Here is a 15,286-nt window from a genome sequence, read left to right as displayed (position 1 = left end):
GAGTCAGACTTATTATTATCAGTCCTACTTCAGCGCATAATTAATACGCAGCTGGATCGGCTTTTTGGTCTGTTACTTCTAATGTATTCAAAAGATTGGTTAGCAGGCTTGAAGCCCCAAAACGGTAGTGCATGCTGTCGGCCCAATCTGCGCCAAGTAGCTCATCAGCCATCGCGAGATACAATGCAGCATCTTGCGCTGTGCGTACACCGCCCGCAGGTTTAAAACCTACAGTTTTGGCAACGCCCATATCGCGAATCACTTCTAGCATCATGCGTGCGTATTCTGGTGTTGCATTCACAGGGACTTTGCCCGTTGAGGTTTTGATGAAATCAGCGCCCGCTTCAATACAGATTTGAGACGCTTTCTTGATTAATGCTTCTTCTTTTAGCTCACCTGTTTCGATGATCACTTTAAGCAGAATGTCACCACACGCGGCTTTACATTGCTTAACAAGATCAAAACCGACTTGCTCATTACCGGCGATTAATGCGCGGTAAGGGAACACAACGTCGACTTCATCAGCACCGTACGCAACAGCGGCTTTAGTTTCCGCAACGGCAATCTCAATATCATCATTACCGTGTGGGAAGTTGGTAACGGTTGCGATACGAATCTCTGGCGTGCCTTGCTCACGAAGTGTCTTCTTCGCAATAGGAATAAAGCGAGGGTAAATACAAATTGCAGCGGTATTACCTACAGCCGTTTTGGCATCATGACAAAGGGCAATCACTTTCGCATCCGTGTCATCATCGTTTAGCGTAGTCAAATCCATCAATTTCAGTGCACGTAGTGCGGCTGCTTTTAAATCGCTCATTTCTATCTCCGATCAATATATTCAAATAGTTCACTAGTAAACCACGCTCAGTGTTGAGAGCGAGATGGCTTGCTAGCCACAAATGAACGGACTTGGTTCCTTGAAGACTCGAAATGCACTTGCATTTCAATTGCTATCCCTGTCACCGCACAGTACCAATTTGGCCTATGGCACAACCATGATATGCCGCTTATTTGCACTCATCGCCGTGTCTAACGTATATCCGTGTGTAACTTATACCCGTATCTAATTTATATCAAAGCAACACGACATGATAAAACGGGCTGCCTTTGCGTCAAATCATACTCCATGTATTGATTGGCGCTAGCTGATATCTTCACTCTTCTATTGAAAATGAATCTCACTGATACAGTATAGATTTTCACTACAAAACTGTAGCGTCATTCATAGAGCAAACGGTTTGTATCTCAAAAAAGATCAGCGTCAACGATAATCTCGTTTACCGATAAACTCTGATCTATCCATTAAAAGCTAACTTATAAAAGAGAGCTTGAGGTGATAAACACTGACCACCCGACTAAAGAGTGAATCAAAGTATTCCTTTCGCCAAAACAAAAAAGCCCCGCAGCAATCTCTTGCTACGGGGCGATGTTAAACGGCGTCTATATCTCTTTCTCTTATTTAATTAGAAAGAAAGGAAGAAGCCAGCAATGGTTGCTGCCATTAAGTTAGACAGTGTACCAGCACAAACGGCTTTTACACCCATCTTCGCGATATCGTGACGACGGTTAGGAGCAAGACCACCTAAACCACCGAGTAGAATCGCAACAGAAGAAAGGTTGGCGAAGCCACACAGTGCAAATGAGATGATAGCTTGAGTTTTCTCAGACATCACCGCACCAGTAGCAGCAACGATCTGTGCGTTCTCACCCACGTAAGGTACGAAGTTTAGATAAGCAACAAATTCGTTTACAACCAGTTTTTGACCGATGAAAGAGCCCGCTAGCGTTGCTTCTTCCCATGGCACACCAATTAGGAATGCTAATGGAGAGAAAAGCCAACCAAGCAGTAGTTCTAGAGTCAGTTCAGGCATACCGAACCAACCACCCACACCACCAAGCATACCGTTAACTAAGGCGATTAGACCAACGAAGGCAAGTAGCATTGCACCTACGTTTAACGCAAGTTGCAGACCAACAGAAGCACCACCTGCAGCAGCATCGATTACGTTGGCAGGTTTATCATTGCCATCCATATCGCTACCCAGTTCTTCATCTGGAGTATCGGTTTCTGGTTTGATGATTTTTGCAAACAGTAGACCACCCGGTGCTGCCATGAAAGAGGCCGCAACAAGGTACTCTAGCGGCACACCCATCGATGCGTAACCAGCAAGTACACCACCCGCAACTGAAGCCAAACCACCACACATTACTGCAAACAGCTCAGATTGAGTCATTTTAGGTACAAACGGACGAACCACGAGTGGCGCTTCTGTTTGACCTACGAAAATGTTGGCTGCAGCAGACATCGATTCCGCACGAGAGGTACCGAGTGCTTTTTGTAAACCACCACCTAGAATCTTAATTACCCATTGCATAACGCCAATGTAGTAAAGCACAGAGATAAGTGCCGAGAAGAAGATTAGAGTAGGTAGAACTTGGAAAGCAAAGATGAAGCCAATACCGTCAACTGAAAAGTTAACTAGGCTGCCGAATAGAAAACCAGTACCGTCTTTACCGAAGTCGATGACGTTTTGGACACCCGCAGAGAAACCTGCAAGGAGATCACGACCCCATGGTACGTAAAGAACGAAACCACCGATAATAAATTGGATAGCAAAAGCGCCACCCACTGTTCTTAGATTGATAGCTTTGCGGTTATCAGACAGTAGAACTGCAAGTCCTAGCAGAACTGCCATACCGACTAGGCTCATAAACAGGCTCATAGTTTATGATTTCCTTATTAGGTTATTGTTGGCGTGTTATAAAATGGAGCTCATGAAGCGGGGTGATTATACTCATCACCACTAAGATAAAGTAATGCCAGCCTCACACTTTCTTATAAGATTCACTGCCCATTCACTCATTTATGTGAGCACGTTCAATGTTTACTGACACTAGAATCATTAAACCTACATTTCATTTCGAATTTATTCACACCGGAAAGAACAGAGAATGGCTGTTTTTCCACAAAACATCAGCAACCGTTTGCTCTGATTGGTTCTTCAGCAACGCAAGCGTTTGCAGGATAATCGGCAGTTTTTGTGGGTGATTCGCTTGCCCTTGAAAACCATTGAGTGGCATATCAGGAGCATCCGTTTCTAGCACTAAACTTTCGATGGGGAGTGCCGCAATAGTAAGACGGGTTTTGTTGGCTCTTGGATAGGTAATAACACCACCCACGCCAATCTTAAAACCCAGTTCAATAAACTGGTTTGCCTGTTGAACGCTGCCAGAAAAAGCATGCAGCACTCCACCTTGGTTAAATTGATGCTTTTTTAACAGTTGTATTAAGCGGTTGTGCGCTTTGCGGCTGTGTAATATCAATGGAAGTCTGGCTCGTTTCGCAAGCTCTAGTTGCATTTCAAACATTGTTTCTTGCAAAGCGGGAGCAATATCAGTCGCAAAATCTAAGCCACACTCCCCCAGAGCCACGCATTGGGCTGGTTTTTGAAGTAGCTTTTGCTCAAGCTCGTCGATATCCGCAGGGGAAGAGGTTGATAAAAAACAGGGATGGAAACCGAGAGCAAAATAGAGTTCAGGATAACCGTTAGCAAGCTCGGCCACTCGCTGCCAGTTACTTGGACCAACGGCGGGAATCACTATTTTCTCAACCCCCTGCTGGCGAGCTAAATGTAAATGGTGTTCAAACTCACGCTCAAAGATAGAAAAATCGAGATGGCAATGCGTATCAAATAAACGCAGCTTCTTATTCTCGCTCACGTTCTTTACTCTGAACAGGATCTTGACGATAAGGAACACAGCTACGTTTTTTATCTGGTGTTAAACCCATGTTCTCACACCAGCGATCATAACGCGCAACCTGCTTTTTCAACCACTGCCACATAACCGCCTCTCTTACATCACTGCTCTTCGCGTTTAAAGACCAACTCAGTTGCTGATGACTCCTGTTCTACAAAATAGTAGCCAGCACTGTCAAACTGAGCCAATTGCTCTACAGAAGAGATTTGTTTATCGATAATGTAGCGCGCCATCATGCCACGAGCCTTCTTAGCATAGAAGCTAATGACTTTGTATTGCCCTTTCTTACAATCCTTAAATACCGGAGTAATGATGCTCCCCTTAAGCTTTTTCGGATTAACCGCTTTAAAATACTCGTTGGAAGCGAGATTAACCAACACATCATCACCTTGCTCTTTCAGAGCTTGATTGAGTTTATCGGTAATGATATCCCCCCAAAACTGGTACAGGTTAGTCCCCCTCGGGTTACCCAATCTCGTGCCCATCTCTAAACGGTATGGTTGCATCAGATCCAGTGGTTTCAGTACACCATACAAGCCAGAGAGCATTCTTAAATGCTGTTGTGCATGTTCAAATCCGGCATCCGATAACGTTTCTGCTTCAAATCCTGTATAAACATCCCCTTTAAACGCCAAAATGGCGGGACGTGCATTATCCAACGTGAAGGTTGGGCTCCACTGCGCAAAGCGAGCCACGTTGAGCCCAGCGATTTTATCGCTCACTTTCATCAACGCTGAGATGTCGGCAGGAGTCAATTGACGGCAAACATCGATCAACTGAGCTGAATGGTCAATAAGCTCCGGCTGAGTATATTTGCTTGTCACCAACGGGGATTCGTAATCTAACGTCTTGGCTGGGGAAACAACAATGAGCATGATATTCCTTCCTTTCTATTCTTATTTTATGACTCACAGAGTACAAAAAAAGCCATGCGGTGTCTGCATGGCTTTTTCAATCTATTTAATCGTCAGTAACGATAACCGGCTATTTGTTGTTGTACCAAATGCCATCTTCCAACTGAGATTTTAACTCAGGGTAATCATTAGCATCGAAGGTGGGAACCTTACCTGCGGCTAGCTGACGGTTATAATCTTTCGCGAGCTTAATCACAATGCCAGAGAGCAGAATGATCGCCACCAAGTTAACAATCGCCATTAACCCCATCGAGACATCCGCCATTGCCCATACGGTAGGCAAGGTCGCCAATGAGCCAAACATCACCATGGCAAGGAAAACAATACGGAACAACGTTAACCCTTTCTTATTGTTGTGCTCTAAGAAAATCAGGTTCGTTTCGGCATAAGAGTAGTTGGCAATAATTGAAGTAAAGGCGAAGAAGAAAATCGCAAAAGCAACAAAAATCCCACCCCAACTGCCCACTTGTGAGCTTAATGCGCGCTGAGTCAGCTCGATACCGGTAATTTCACCGTGCGGTACATATTCACCCGACATCAAAATAATGGCGACGGTTGCTGAACAGATCACAATCGTATCAATAAAAACACCCAACATTTGCACGTAACCTTGAGAAGCAGGATGCGGCGGATAAGGCGTTGCAGAAGCCGCTGCATTAGGTGCTGAACCCATACCCGCTTCATTGGAAAACAGACCGCGTTTGATACCGTTAATCATGGCTTGAGCAATCGCGTAACCTAAACCGCCTGCGGCCGCTTCTTGAAGGCCAAATGCACTTTTGAAAATAAGGCTTAATACGGCTGGTAGCTTTTCTATATTAGTGACCATGACAAACATCGCAATCGCTAAGTAAGCTAATGCCATGAAAGGTACAATCAACTCAGCGGTACGCGCAATTTTACGGATACCACCAAAAATGACGAAAGCCGAAATTGCAACGATGAAGATACCGACATACAGCGGATCAAATCCAAAAGCATTTTTCATAGCCCCTGCAATTGAATTAGCTTGAACGGCATTGAATACTAGGCCAAAAGCAATAATCAGGAAGATGGAAAACAGCACACCCATCCAACGCATACCAAGGCCTTTTTCCATATAGTACGCAGGACCACCACGGTAGTTACCATCTTTGTCACGGGTTTTGTATAGCTGAGCCAACGTGCTTTCAGCAAATGAAGTCGCCATACCAAGCATAGCAATCAACCACATCCAGAAAATCGCGCCTGGACCACCCGCCGTTAAAGCAACGGCTACACCGGCCATGTTTCCCGTACCAACACGCGCAGCAAGGCTAGTACAAAGTGCTTGGAAAGAAGAAATACCGGCTTTATCTGCTTTGCGGCTGTTTTTCAACACACTAAACATGTGGCCGAAATGGCGAAATTGAATGAATCCTAGGCGAACGGTGAAGTACACACCAACACCGACTAAAAGATAAACAAGGATGGATCCCCAAAGTAAATCATTCATTAAATTGATTAAGTCTGTCACAAGAACCTCTCATAGAGTGATAGCGCTGACCTAAGCGAAAAGCTTCACGAAAAAATGCACATGCTGCGAGTCAACGTTCTAACCAGCATGTTTTTATCGATATTATGCAATGCATTTTATTCGTCCAAAAAGTGAGGAGTCTCAACTTTTGAAGGGGCAACGTATTTTTGACGGGCGGATAATGCAACCTGAAAGAACAAAAATCAATATGCAACAAGTTTAGTTAAAATGTTATTTTTCACTATAAAATCACCTTTGATTAACATTTAACAAACCAATACAGCAACAACTTGGCAACCAAAACAACTCAAACTGGAAACATTGAAAGATAAAAAACAACCATAAAAACCCAGTTGCACTCACTTAATCTCACCCCTTGAGAATAAAGGGCTAATCAGTTTCACCACTAAATCTTGCATAAATTTATGATAATTTTTTATTGAATGGTCATAAAACAACCAACCAGGCAATTGCAAATTTTCAAAACAACATTTATTTAACATTTCAAAATGCAAATAAAATCGTTTGCGTCGCTTAACCGCTCCCTTTTTGTACTAAAGAATCCCTCTGAAACTGTGAAATTCTGGTCAAAATCCAATAAAAGGTTCATCAAAAGGAAACAAATGAGAAACAAATCATAGCTAGGCTAGCGAAAACTGTGCTATCTAGAGAGCACGACATGGCGTAATAACAACAACAAGAGGTTGCTTATGGAAAGCTTGCAATTTGACGAAATGTTGGAAATGGAAATCACAAAACTCCGCTCTAGTCGCACTAAACCAGTCAAAAGAATGTGGCGAGAAATTGAAGCGATTCAGGATCAAAAACGGTTACAAAGAGAATTGATGGAAATGGATGTCTGCTTCGAGGCTGATCAAATAAAACTCTGAGTAAAAAGGCACTTCAACAGTGCCTTTTTGTTTAACTGAATCAGCAGAGATTACTGGCACTCTTGTGCGGTTTGTCGAACTCGGTGAGCTAATTGTTGGTACTGCTCCGCAATTGTCTCACCAAATACTGGATCATCTTCGGATTGTTGCCAGCTCGCCTCCACCGCTTGCCAATCAGTCACATTAAAGGTGCGGCTGATCAAGGGTAAAACCGATTGTTCTTCTAACTCCAGATGACGCTTCTGGGAAGAAATAAATGCATCAAGCTGCTCGATGAACACGTGCTGTGGTACAACTGCATCTTGCAAAATCATATCGACAATCTCTAGAAAAGCATGAGTTTTCTCAGAAAGTTCTATATGTTCTCTCGCTAAATTTTGAATATCATTATGTTGACCATAATGATCAATATAATAGTGATAGAGAATATCTTCTTTGGGGTGGTGTACTGACTCTGAATGCGTCGCCAAGTAGTCAATAATCTCTTTCACTAAAGAGTAGTTGATACTTTGTTCATTACTCAATTGCCGTTGTTTATCTCGCAAAATGGCAAGCAAACGCGCCATATACCCGTGTTCTCTACGGATCCTTTCAATCATCATTGTGCTTCTCCATTACACTTATTTTAGATAAGTGTATAAAAGCTTCAGCGTGCTTGTTTTGACCCTGCTCGAAAAAACATCAATTAATCACTTATCCAATACGGGTTGCCAATTCACAGGCGCTTTCCCCTGCTCAATAAGCAATTGATTAGTCTTTGAAAAATGTTTACAGCCCAAAAAGCCTCGATGCGCAGAAAGAGGAGAAGGATGCGGTGCTACTAATACATGATGTTTACTGCGATCAATCATGCTGCCTTTCTTCTGCGCGTGTGAACCCCACAACAGGAAGACAACACCTTCACGCTGCTGATTTACCGCCTCAATCACCCGGTCGGTAAAGGTTTCCCAACCAGTATTAGCGTGCGAATGCGCCATACCTTGTTCAACGGTCAATACGGTATTGAGCAATAGCACCCCTTGCTCGGCCCAACTTTTTAGGTAACCGTGCTGAGGAGTAACAAAACCGGGGATATCTTGCACCAGCTCTTTGTAGATATTCACCAGTGAAGGTGGGGTTTTAACGCCGGGTAACACCGAAAAACATAACCCATGAGCCTGATTTGGCCCGTGATAAGGATCTTGCCCTAAAATCACAACCTTAACATCGCCAAATTCGGTAAAACGAAACGCATTAAACACGTCAGCAGCAGGTGGATAAATCACTTTCCCCGCCAGCCTTTCCTTTTCAACAAACGCTATCGTCTGTTGAAAATACTCCTGCTGTTTTTCATGGCCGATAACATCGTGCCAAGTCAATGATTGAGTCATAACAACGCTCTGCAAATTAACTAATTACCGCATTGTAACCATAAAAAGCCACCACTGCATGAGTCAATGTCACAGAGCTTTTGCCAGTTAATGTGATTTTTGTGGCGTTCGAGTATGCCCTTGACCGTTCACATGTCGGTTAGGTATAGGCAATCGGACTGGTGGTCGAGCTATTGATGGTGAACGTGAGATCATATGAAACATAGTGACATCCTCCTTCATATTGACGCGGCTATGCCTTTGTCTTTATGAAAGAAAGATGCCAACTTATTTAAGATGCTACTGAATCTACCGATTGTGCGTGTAGATCTCTTAATGTTTGAATTTCTTGGGCCCAAATGTCTGGATCGATTGTTTCTAAAATCAATGGGATACCATCAAACCTTGAATCTTTGGCAATAAATTCAAAGCATGGCCAACCAATTTCGCCTTGCCCTAGAGAATGATGGCGGTCAACACGGCTGGCAAACTTTGCCTTTGAGTCGTTGATGTGCATTGCACGTAAGTAGTGCATTCCCACCACGCTATCAAACTCAGAAAAGGTTGCCTCGCACGCCTCAACTGTGCGCAAATCATAACCTGCAGTAAAAGTATGACACGTGTCAAGGCACACACCTACTCGCGATTTATCCTCAACTTGCTGGATAATTTCGGCTAAATGTTCGAAACGCCAGCCTAGATTCGTCCCCTGCCCTGCGGTGTTTTCAATCACAGCAACGACCTCAGGCACGGCTTGATGTGCAAGGTTTATCGATTCTGCAATCGTCGCAAGACATTCACTTTCTGAGACTTGTTTAAGGTGACTACCCGGATGAAAATTCAGAAGCGTCAACCCCAGTTGCTGGCAACGTTGCATTTCATCAATAAAAGCTTCGCGTGACTTAGCAAGCTTATCGGCTTCTGGCGCGCCCAGATTAATAAGGTATGAATCATGCGGCAAAATGTGTTCACTTTTAAAACCAAGCATGTGGCAGTTAGCCTTAAAAGCGCGAATGGTTGCCTCTTCGAGCGGTTTAGCAACCCACTGGCGCTGGTTTTTAGTGAATAAAGCAAATGCATTTGCTCCAATTTCTCTCGCTCTCAATGGGGCTTGGTCAACGCCGCCAGAGGCCGATACATGAGCACCAATAAATTTCATTCCACGGCCCTGAATTCTATTTGTCATTAAATCACTTTGTACTTTCAACATTGGACTTCAATTGTCTGATTTTCTGTTACTTAGGTCAAACACGCGCTAAAAATGTAGTAAAATTACAACAAAACAATAAATAAAAAATATTTTATGTATTAAAAAAAAGTAGAACTCATTGTTTTCAAATGCTTTATTGATTTAAATCAATAAAATAAACCCCATATTATCAATATTTATCGTTGTTTTTTGACCTAAATCAATATTAATTTTAAGGATATTAGCTATATAATAACCAACTCAACAAAGTTAGAAAATAAACACCAATAACGCCACTTAAGTGGACTAGGAGATAGTGATGATTCAAGGCATTCAAATTACAAAAGCAGCAAACGACAACCTACTAAATTCTATCTGGTTACTCGATAACGAAAAGAATGAAGCACGTTGCGTTGCCGCTAACGCAGGCTACCAAGCAGATCAAGTTATCGCGGTCAGCGACCTTGGTGAGTATGAAAGCCGTGAAGTTGCGATTGAAACAGCACCTCGCATCGAAGGCGGTCAGCACCTAAATGTGAACGTTCTTAAGCGTGAAACTCTTGAAGATGCCGTTGCACACCCTGAGAAGTATCCGCAACTGACGATTCGTGTTTCTGGTTACGCTGTTCGTTTCAACTCATTGACTCAAGAACAGCAACGTGACGTTATCGCACGTACCTTCACTGAGACGCTATAATCATAGCGTTGATGAGAATATTCATATCCAAAAATGGCGCTCAATGAGCGCCATTTTTATCGTTAGAGGAATATCATCCTGACTTCAATAAGATGAAATAAGGATCTCTTTAAGGCTGAACGCGTCTTAACACCGTTTTTAGAGCGTCAAAATCATTGTCTAACTCTTCAGAAAGCAACGTCATCACTGCATGTTTTGCAAGAGGAGCTGGTAATTCAATGTCAGTGCCTAGCACATCGTCAACGACTTCTTTAAATTTGGCAGGGTGCGCAGTACACAAAAATAGCCCCGTTTCTCCCGCTTGTAACTGCTCATCCAAAACTCGATACGCAATGGCACCATGCGGTTCACACAAATAACCTTGCGCGTAAAGTTCACGAACTGAATCCGCACTTTGTGCATCAGATACCGCACCTTTACCTAAGGTATCTAGCCCCCAGCCCTTTAAGCGACAAAGCTCTTCGATGCGCGGCCAGTTGTTCGGCTGACTCACATCCATCGCATTCGATGTGGTCGCGACAGTGGGTTTTGGATCCCATTGACCCGTTTCTAAGTAACGAGGAACGGTATCATTGGCATTGGTTGCCGCGATAAAACGCTTGATTGGTAAGCCCAATGCTTTTGCCAACAGACCAGCGGTTAGGTTGCCAAAGTTGCCACTCGGTACGGAGATGACTAAGTTTTCACGCTGCGCTTTGCTTAATTGTGATGCGGCCTCAAAGTAGTAGCAAATTTGTGCCATTAAACGACTGATATTGATTGAATTTGCAGAGTTTAAACCGATCTCTTGGCGAAGCTTGGCGTCATCAAAAGCCTGCTTAACTAACGCTTGGCAAGCATCAAAGTCACCATTTACCGCGACAGTGTGAATATTGTTGCCCAGAGTGCAGAAGAGTTTTTCCTGTAACGGGCTGATCTTACCTTTAGGGTAAAGTATCACGACCTTGATGTCGGGCATTCCATAAAAGGCATGAGCCACCGCAGCGCCAGTATCACCAGAAGTCGCGGTTAAAATGGTGATCTGTCCGCCATTTGAAACAGCGGCCAGTGACTGCGCCATAAAGCGACCACCAAAATCTTTAAATGCCAGCGTTGGGCCGTGGAAAAGCTCTAGAGCATAAATGCCGTCTTTCACTTGCTTAATGGGTGCTGGAAACTGAAAAGCCGCATCAACCATCGCATTCACTTGCTCTGCTGGTAATTCATCACCAATCAAGGCGCTGAGAATTTTTGTACTACGAGAGATAAAATCTTCGGCTAGTAACGCGTCAATATCTTCAAACTGAGGCAACTCTGCTGGGAAAAATAGCCCTTGATTGCGTCCTAATCCTTGGCGTACGGCTTGGCCAAAAGAGACTTGTTCATCATTTTCTTTTATGTTGTAAAGCTTCATAGAGCACTTCCTGTAACGGTCGAGCCATTTTTGTCTAAGCGACAAATATGGACGAATCCTTCTTCATTTTGTACATAATGTTGTTCAAGCCAACGAGCAACTCGCTCGGCAACCTCTTTTTCTTTGCAAATACTGAACAGTGTTGGGCCACTGCCGGAAATGCCAGTGGTGAGCGCTCCGGCTGATGCAGCGTATTTACGCGCATCCGAAAAGCCGGGCAGAAGTTTCTCACGATACGGTTCAGCAATCACGTCTTTGATCAGTTTAGCCGCTAGCTCAGGCTGACCTGAGTGGCAAGCATGAATGAAACCTGCGAGATGACGGCCATGCGCAATGATGTCCTGTCGACGATATTGTGAAGGTAAGATCGCTCGCGCTTCGGCTGTGGAAACTTTAATCCCAGGATACGCCATTACCCAATACCAATCGTCAAAACAAGGCACTTCTTGGCTGATGATGCCTAGCTCTTCAAGCATCAATTGCACGCCGCCTAAGTAGCAGGGGGCAACGTTATCATAATGTATACCGCCTGAAATTTTACCTTCCATTTCACCCATCAGCGCTAAAAGCTCAGTCTGATTAAGTGGGTTACCGTGAAACTGGTTCAACGCATCTAAAGCTGCAACAATTGAACAAGCACTCGAACCTAAGCCTGAACCAATCGGCATGTTTTTTTCTAACGTCATTTGCAGCGGCTTTACTGCAATGCTCTTTTTTTCAAGCTCTCTGGCAAAAACAAGCCAGCAATCGTAAACAATATTCTGCTTTGGATCTTCTGGCAGCTTGTCGACAAAGCGACCTGCTGTTTCGAGTACAAAAGGTTCGCTGCCCGCTTTAACTTCAACACGATCCCCCAATAAACTGCCATCAATTGGCGACACAGCCGCCCCTAAAACATCAAACCCAACGCTCACATTACCAATTGAAGCTGGGGCATACACCACCACACTCATGTCACTTGAACTCATCAATTAAACCCCTAACTTCCAACCTAAGGTGCGCATCACATCAGAGAACACCCCTGCTGCTGTTACTTCTGTACCCGCCCCATAACCACGCAACACCAATGGAATCGGTTGATAATAACGGCTATAAAACGCCAGTGCATTCTCACCATCTTTGACTTTAAACATTGGGTCATTTTCATCGACCACTGCAATTTTTACCTTGCATTGGCCTTCTGATATTTCACCAACATAACGTAATACCTTACCTTCGGCAGCTGCCTTAGTGGATAACTCTTGGAAATGAGCATCAGCCTGCGGCAAGCGCGCCATAAACTCTTCAACTGTACCCGAAATATCAAAACCCGGTGGCAAAGCAAGATCGACTTTTACGTCATCCAGTTCTAAAGGCATTCCCGCCTCACGAGCTAAAATTAACAGCTTACGAGCCACATCCATTCCCGACAGATCATCACGAGGATCAGGCTCAGTAAAACCTTTGTCTTTAGCTAGCTGCGTAGCTTGACTAAGAGTCATACCTTCATCCAGTTTGCCGAAAATAAACGAAAGAGAGCCAGATAAAATACCGCTGAATTTTTCCAACTCATCACCAGCGGCAATGAGATTTTGCAAGTTTTCAATCACAGGTAAACCAGCACCAACCGTCGTTTCGTACATCAATTTACGGCGCGAGTTGCGCGCCACTTCACGCAGCTGGTGATAGTAGGCCATGCTTGCGGTATTGGCTTTTTTATTAGGCGTCACAACATGAAAACCCGCAGCCAGAAATTCGGCGTACTGGTTGGCAATCACTTCACTGGAAGTACAATCAACTAAGACAGGGTTAATGATATGGTTACGCTGCACTAGAGAGATAAGCCTTGCGAGGCTAAATTCTTCACTCGCGCTATGCATTCGATCACGCCAATGCTCCAGCGGCAAGCCTTCGCTATCCAGCAATAGTGCCTTACTATTCGCAAGGCCACACACTCGAATCACAATTCCTTTATCGGCTAGTTTGGCTTGCTGACGATGAATTTGATCAACTAATTCGCCTCCGACACCGCCGACACCGACCACAAACACATCCAAGAAATGCTTAGAATTGAAGAGATTTTCATGACAAGCCTTGATCGCTTCTGAAATTTTATCTTCTGGAATCACCGCCGAAATAGCTCGCTCGGAAGAGCCTTGTGCAATGGCAACAATATTGACGTGAACTTCAGCCAGCGATGAGAAAAATTGAGAAGCCACTCCGCGCGAAGTGCGCATGCCGTCACCAACCAGAGTGACAATCGCAACGTCATCCATAAACTCGACAGGCTCAAGTAGGCCATCTTTTAATTCCAGTTCAAACGCTTCCGATAATGCTCTTTTGGCAAGGGCTTTATCTTGCGCCTCAATACAGAAACTGATGCTGTATTCTGAAGAGGATTGTGTAATCAGCACAATAGAAACGCCTGCGGCAGACATCGCGCCAAACACACGGCTAGCCATGCCGACCATGCCTTTCATGCCAGGGCCGGAGACGTTGACCATAGTCAAATTATTGAGTGTAGTAATACCTTTGATAGCCAGCTTATCTTCACCTGTATCTTGACCAATCAGCGTGCCTGCGCCTTGAGGATTAAAACTGTTTTTGATAAGACACGGAATATGAAATTGTGCAATCGGTGCAATGGTTTTGGGATGTAACACTGACGCGCCAAAATACGAAAGCTCCATCGCTTCTTGGTAGCTGAGTGATTTTAATAAACGAGCATCCGCAACCAAACGTGGGTCACAGTTATAAACGCCATCGACATCGGTCCAAATCTCACAACAATCTGCACGTAAACATGCCGCAAGCACAGCCGCAGAATAATCCGAGCCATTACGGCCTAGACAGACCAATTCACCCTTTTCATTACCAGCCGTGAAACCCGGCATAATGTTAACATGCGCTTGCGGAAGTGGATTTTGCTTGAAATTTTGCGTGGAGATCTCAACATCGACCATTGCCTCAAGGTACTCACCTTTAGCAAAAAGATATTGTACTGGGTCAATCAATGCAGCCGCTTGTCCTTTTGCTTCAAGTACCGCTTTCATCAGTTGGATAGAGACTCGCTCACCTTTACTAATAATGCGCGCATTGACGTTGTCTGGGCACATACCGAGTAAATTAATGCCGTGTACAAATTGACGCAGCTGAGAAAGTGACGTTTTTACTTGATTGTCAAAAGCGGCCGAATCCACATTAGGCAATTGTGCTTTGATGCCAGCGAGTAGATCGAAAAATGAGAATTCAAGCTCCGCTATTTGGCGTTCTGCTTCGCCATTACGCAAAGCACTCTCAATAACTGCCACTAATTTATTGGTGGTTTTTCCCGGTGCAGAGAGCACAACGGCGACTTCTTCTTGCTGTACATTGTTAACGATGATATCTGCCGCCCTTAAAAAACGATCAGCATCGGCTAACGATGAACCTCCAAACTTTAATACTCGCATCCCTTCCTCCAAAACAGTTCAAATTGGTATAAAAAAAAGGCCTGTATCTGGTGGGATACAGGCCTTTTTTGTAAAAACTTTTCGCTCAGCGGCCCGCCCCAACATGTGTCATGTCGGTAATAATAATGGTGGTTGTCATTACTACTAGGCTGCGCTGTAACATAGAAAA

At 44.2% G+C, this 15,286-nt stretch carries 15 protein-coding genes and 1 other annotated feature; of the genes, 2 read left to right on the top strand and 13 right to left on the bottom strand.

All coding sequences use genetic code 11. The features are described 5' to 3' along the window. Window positions 1-40: 40 nt before the first annotated feature. From deoC to DD616_RS07805, 6 genes are all read right to left on the bottom strand, one after another. On the bottom strand, window positions 41-817 hold the full coding sequence (deoC, locus tag DD616_RS07830; protein ID WP_013856124.1) for a deoxyribose-phosphate aldolase: 777 nt from the start codon (window positions 815-817) through the stop codon (window positions 41-43). A 646-nt stretch (window positions 818-1,463) separates the two neighbouring features. Beyond that, window positions 1,464-2,723, bottom strand: coding sequence for a NupC/NupG family nucleoside CNT transporter (locus DD616_RS07825; RefSeq protein WP_013856123.1), 1,260 nt, complete (start codon window positions 2,721-2,723; stop codon window positions 1,464-1,466). 208 nt (window positions 2,724-2,931) lie between these two features. Then, window positions 2,932-3,720 carry a TatD family hydrolase gene (locus DD616_RS07820; protein ID WP_013856122.1) on the bottom strand — a complete coding sequence of 263 codons (789 nt, stop codon included), beginning with the start codon at window positions 3,718-3,720 and terminating at the stop codon, window positions 2,932-2,934. Further along, complete coding sequence (locus tag DD616_RS07815) at window positions 3,707-3,844, bottom strand: DUF5363 family protein (RefSeq protein ID WP_013856121.1); 138 nt, start codon at window positions 3,842-3,844, stop codon at window positions 3,707-3,709. The genes DD616_RS07820 and DD616_RS07815 overlap by 14 nt, the downstream gene beginning before the upstream one ends. Before the next feature lie 16 nt (window positions 3,845-3,860). Continuing rightward, a complete protein-coding gene (yaaA, locus tag DD616_RS07810) occupies window positions 3,861-4,634 on the bottom strand; it encodes a peroxide stress protein YaaA (protein WP_208872148.1) in 774 nt (257 codons plus the stop codon). Between the two features lie 109 nt (window positions 4,635-4,743). Continuing rightward, on the bottom strand, window positions 4,744-6,168 hold the full coding sequence (locus tag DD616_RS07805) for an alanine/glycine:cation symporter family protein (RefSeq protein WP_013856119.1): 1,425 nt from the start codon (window positions 6,166-6,168) through the stop codon (window positions 4,744-4,746). Window positions 6,169-6,878: 710 nt separating this feature from the next. Here DD616_RS07805 and DD616_RS07800 point away from each other — a divergent pair. Then, complete coding sequence (locus DD616_RS07800) at window positions 6,879-7,058, top strand: DUF3545 family protein (RefSeq protein ID WP_010318284.1); 180 nt, start codon at window positions 6,879-6,881, stop codon at window positions 7,056-7,058. 50 nt (window positions 7,059-7,108) lie between these two features. Here the strand turns inward: DD616_RS07800 and DD616_RS07795 are convergent, their stop codons facing one another. The 3 genes from DD616_RS07795 to nfo all read right to left on the bottom strand — a co-directional run bounded on the left by DD616_RS07795 (window position 7,109) and on the right by nfo (window position 9,617). Further along, window positions 7,109-7,660 (bottom strand): hemerythrin domain-containing protein, encoded by a 552-nt coding sequence (locus tag DD616_RS07795; RefSeq protein ID WP_208872147.1) that lies wholly within the window; start codon window positions 7,658-7,660, stop codon window positions 7,109-7,111. Between the two features lie 87 nt (window positions 7,661-7,747). Next, window positions 7,748-8,428 (bottom strand): uracil-DNA glycosylase, encoded by a 681-nt coding sequence (gene ung / locus DD616_RS07790; RefSeq protein ID WP_026027958.1) that lies wholly within the window; start codon window positions 8,426-8,428, stop codon window positions 7,748-7,750. Window positions 8,429-8,699: 271 nt separating this feature from the next. After that, a complete protein-coding gene (nfo, locus tag DD616_RS07785) occupies window positions 8,700-9,617 on the bottom strand; it encodes a deoxyribonuclease IV (protein ID WP_064625854.1) in 918 nt (305 codons plus the stop codon). 298 nt (window positions 9,618-9,915) lie between these two features. On the opposite strand from nfo, the gene grcA reads away from it, so the two are divergent. Continuing rightward, complete coding sequence (grcA, locus tag DD616_RS07780) at window positions 9,916-10,293, top strand: autonomous glycyl radical cofactor GrcA (protein ID WP_026027385.1); 378 nt, start codon at window positions 9,916-9,918, stop codon at window positions 10,291-10,293. Window positions 10,294-10,402: 109 nt separating this feature from the next. Here the strand turns inward: grcA and thrC are convergent, their stop codons facing one another. The 4 genes from thrC to thrL all read right to left on the bottom strand — a co-directional run bounded on the left by thrC (window position 10,403) and on the right by thrL (window position 15,280). Then, window positions 10,403-11,686, bottom strand: coding sequence for a threonine synthase (gene thrC, locus DD616_RS07775; protein WP_199871272.1), 1,284 nt, complete (start codon window positions 11,684-11,686; stop codon window positions 10,403-10,405). Then, complete coding sequence (gene thrB / locus DD616_RS07770; RefSeq protein WP_026027386.1) at window positions 11,683-12,639, bottom strand: homoserine kinase; 957 nt, start codon at window positions 12,637-12,639, stop codon at window positions 11,683-11,685. The genes thrC and thrB overlap by 4 nt, the downstream gene beginning before the upstream one ends. Before the next feature lie 18 nt (window positions 12,640-12,657). Continuing rightward, entirely contained in the window at window positions 12,658-15,117 is a 2,460-nt protein-coding gene (gene thrA / locus DD616_RS07765; RefSeq protein WP_208872146.1) for a bifunctional aspartate kinase/homoserine dehydrogenase I, read from the bottom strand. A gap of 30 nt (window positions 15,118-15,147) precedes the next feature. Next, window positions 15,148-15,265: a sequence feature (Thr leader region), on the bottom strand. Continuing rightward, on the bottom strand, window positions 15,203-15,280 hold the full coding sequence (gene thrL, locus DD616_RS07760) for a thr operon leader peptide (protein ID WP_100208354.1): 78 nt from the start codon (window positions 15,278-15,280) through the stop codon (window positions 15,203-15,205). (Overlaps the previous feature by 63 nt.) Window positions 15,281-15,286: the final 6 nt, after the last annotated feature.

The sequence above is a fragment of the Vibrio anguillarum genome (assembly GCF_003390515.1).
Classification (GTDB): domain Bacteria; phylum Pseudomonadota; class Gammaproteobacteria; order Enterobacterales; family Vibrionaceae; genus Vibrio; species Vibrio anguillarum.
The sequence above is the reverse complement of the archived record's forward strand: the minus strand, read 5'-3'. Positions and strand labels throughout refer to the sequence as shown.

What these genes read in the sequence shown, in the direction of transcription:
- deoC (WP_013856124.1), bottom strand. Translation starts at nt 817, where the DNA reads ATGAGCGATTTAAAAGCAGCCGCACTACGTGCACTGAAATTGATGGAT.
- DD616_RS07825 (WP_013856123.1), bottom strand. Translation starts at nt 2,723, where the DNA reads ATGAGCCTGTTTATGAGCCTAGTCGGTATGGCAGTTCTGCTAGGACTT.
- DD616_RS07815 (WP_013856121.1), bottom strand. Translation starts at nt 3,844, where the DNA reads ATGTGGCAGTGGTTGAAAAAGCAGGTTGCGCGTTATGATCGCTGGTGT.
- yaaA (WP_208872148.1), bottom strand. Translation starts at nt 4,634, where the DNA reads ATGCTCATTGTTGTTTCCCCAGCCAAGACGTTAGATTACGAATCCCCG.
- DD616_RS07800 (WP_010318284.1), top strand. Translation starts at nt 6,879, where the DNA reads ATGGAAAGCTTGCAATTTGACGAAATGTTGGAAATGGAAATCACAAAA.
- DD616_RS07795 (WP_208872147.1), bottom strand. Translation starts at nt 7,660, where the DNA reads ATGATGATTGAAAGGATCCGTAGAGAACACGGGTATATGGCGCGTTTG.
- ung (WP_026027958.1), bottom strand. Translation starts at nt 8,428, where the DNA reads ATGACTCAATCATTGACTTGGCACGATGTTATCGGCCATGAAAAACAG.
- nfo (WP_064625854.1), bottom strand. Translation starts at nt 9,617, where the DNA reads ATGTTGAAAGTACAAAGTGATTTAATGACAAATAGAATTCAGGGCCGT.
- grcA (WP_026027385.1), top strand. Translation starts at nt 9,916, where the DNA reads ATGATTCAAGGCATTCAAATTACAAAAGCAGCAAACGACAACCTACTA.
- thrC (WP_199871272.1), bottom strand. Translation starts at nt 11,686, where the DNA reads ATGAAGCTTTACAACATAAAAGAAAATGATGAACAAGTCTCTTTTGGC.
- thrB (WP_026027386.1), bottom strand. Translation starts at nt 12,639, where the DNA reads ATGAGTGTGGTGGTGTATGCCCCAGCTTCAATTGGTAATGTGAGCGTT.
- thrA (WP_208872146.1), bottom strand. Translation starts at nt 15,117, where the DNA reads ATGCGAGTATTAAAGTTTGGAGGTTCATCGTTAGCCGATGCTGATCGT.
- thrL (WP_100208354.1), bottom strand. Translation starts at nt 15,280, where the DNA reads ATGTTACAGCGCAGCCTAGTAGTAATGACAACCACCATTATTATTACC.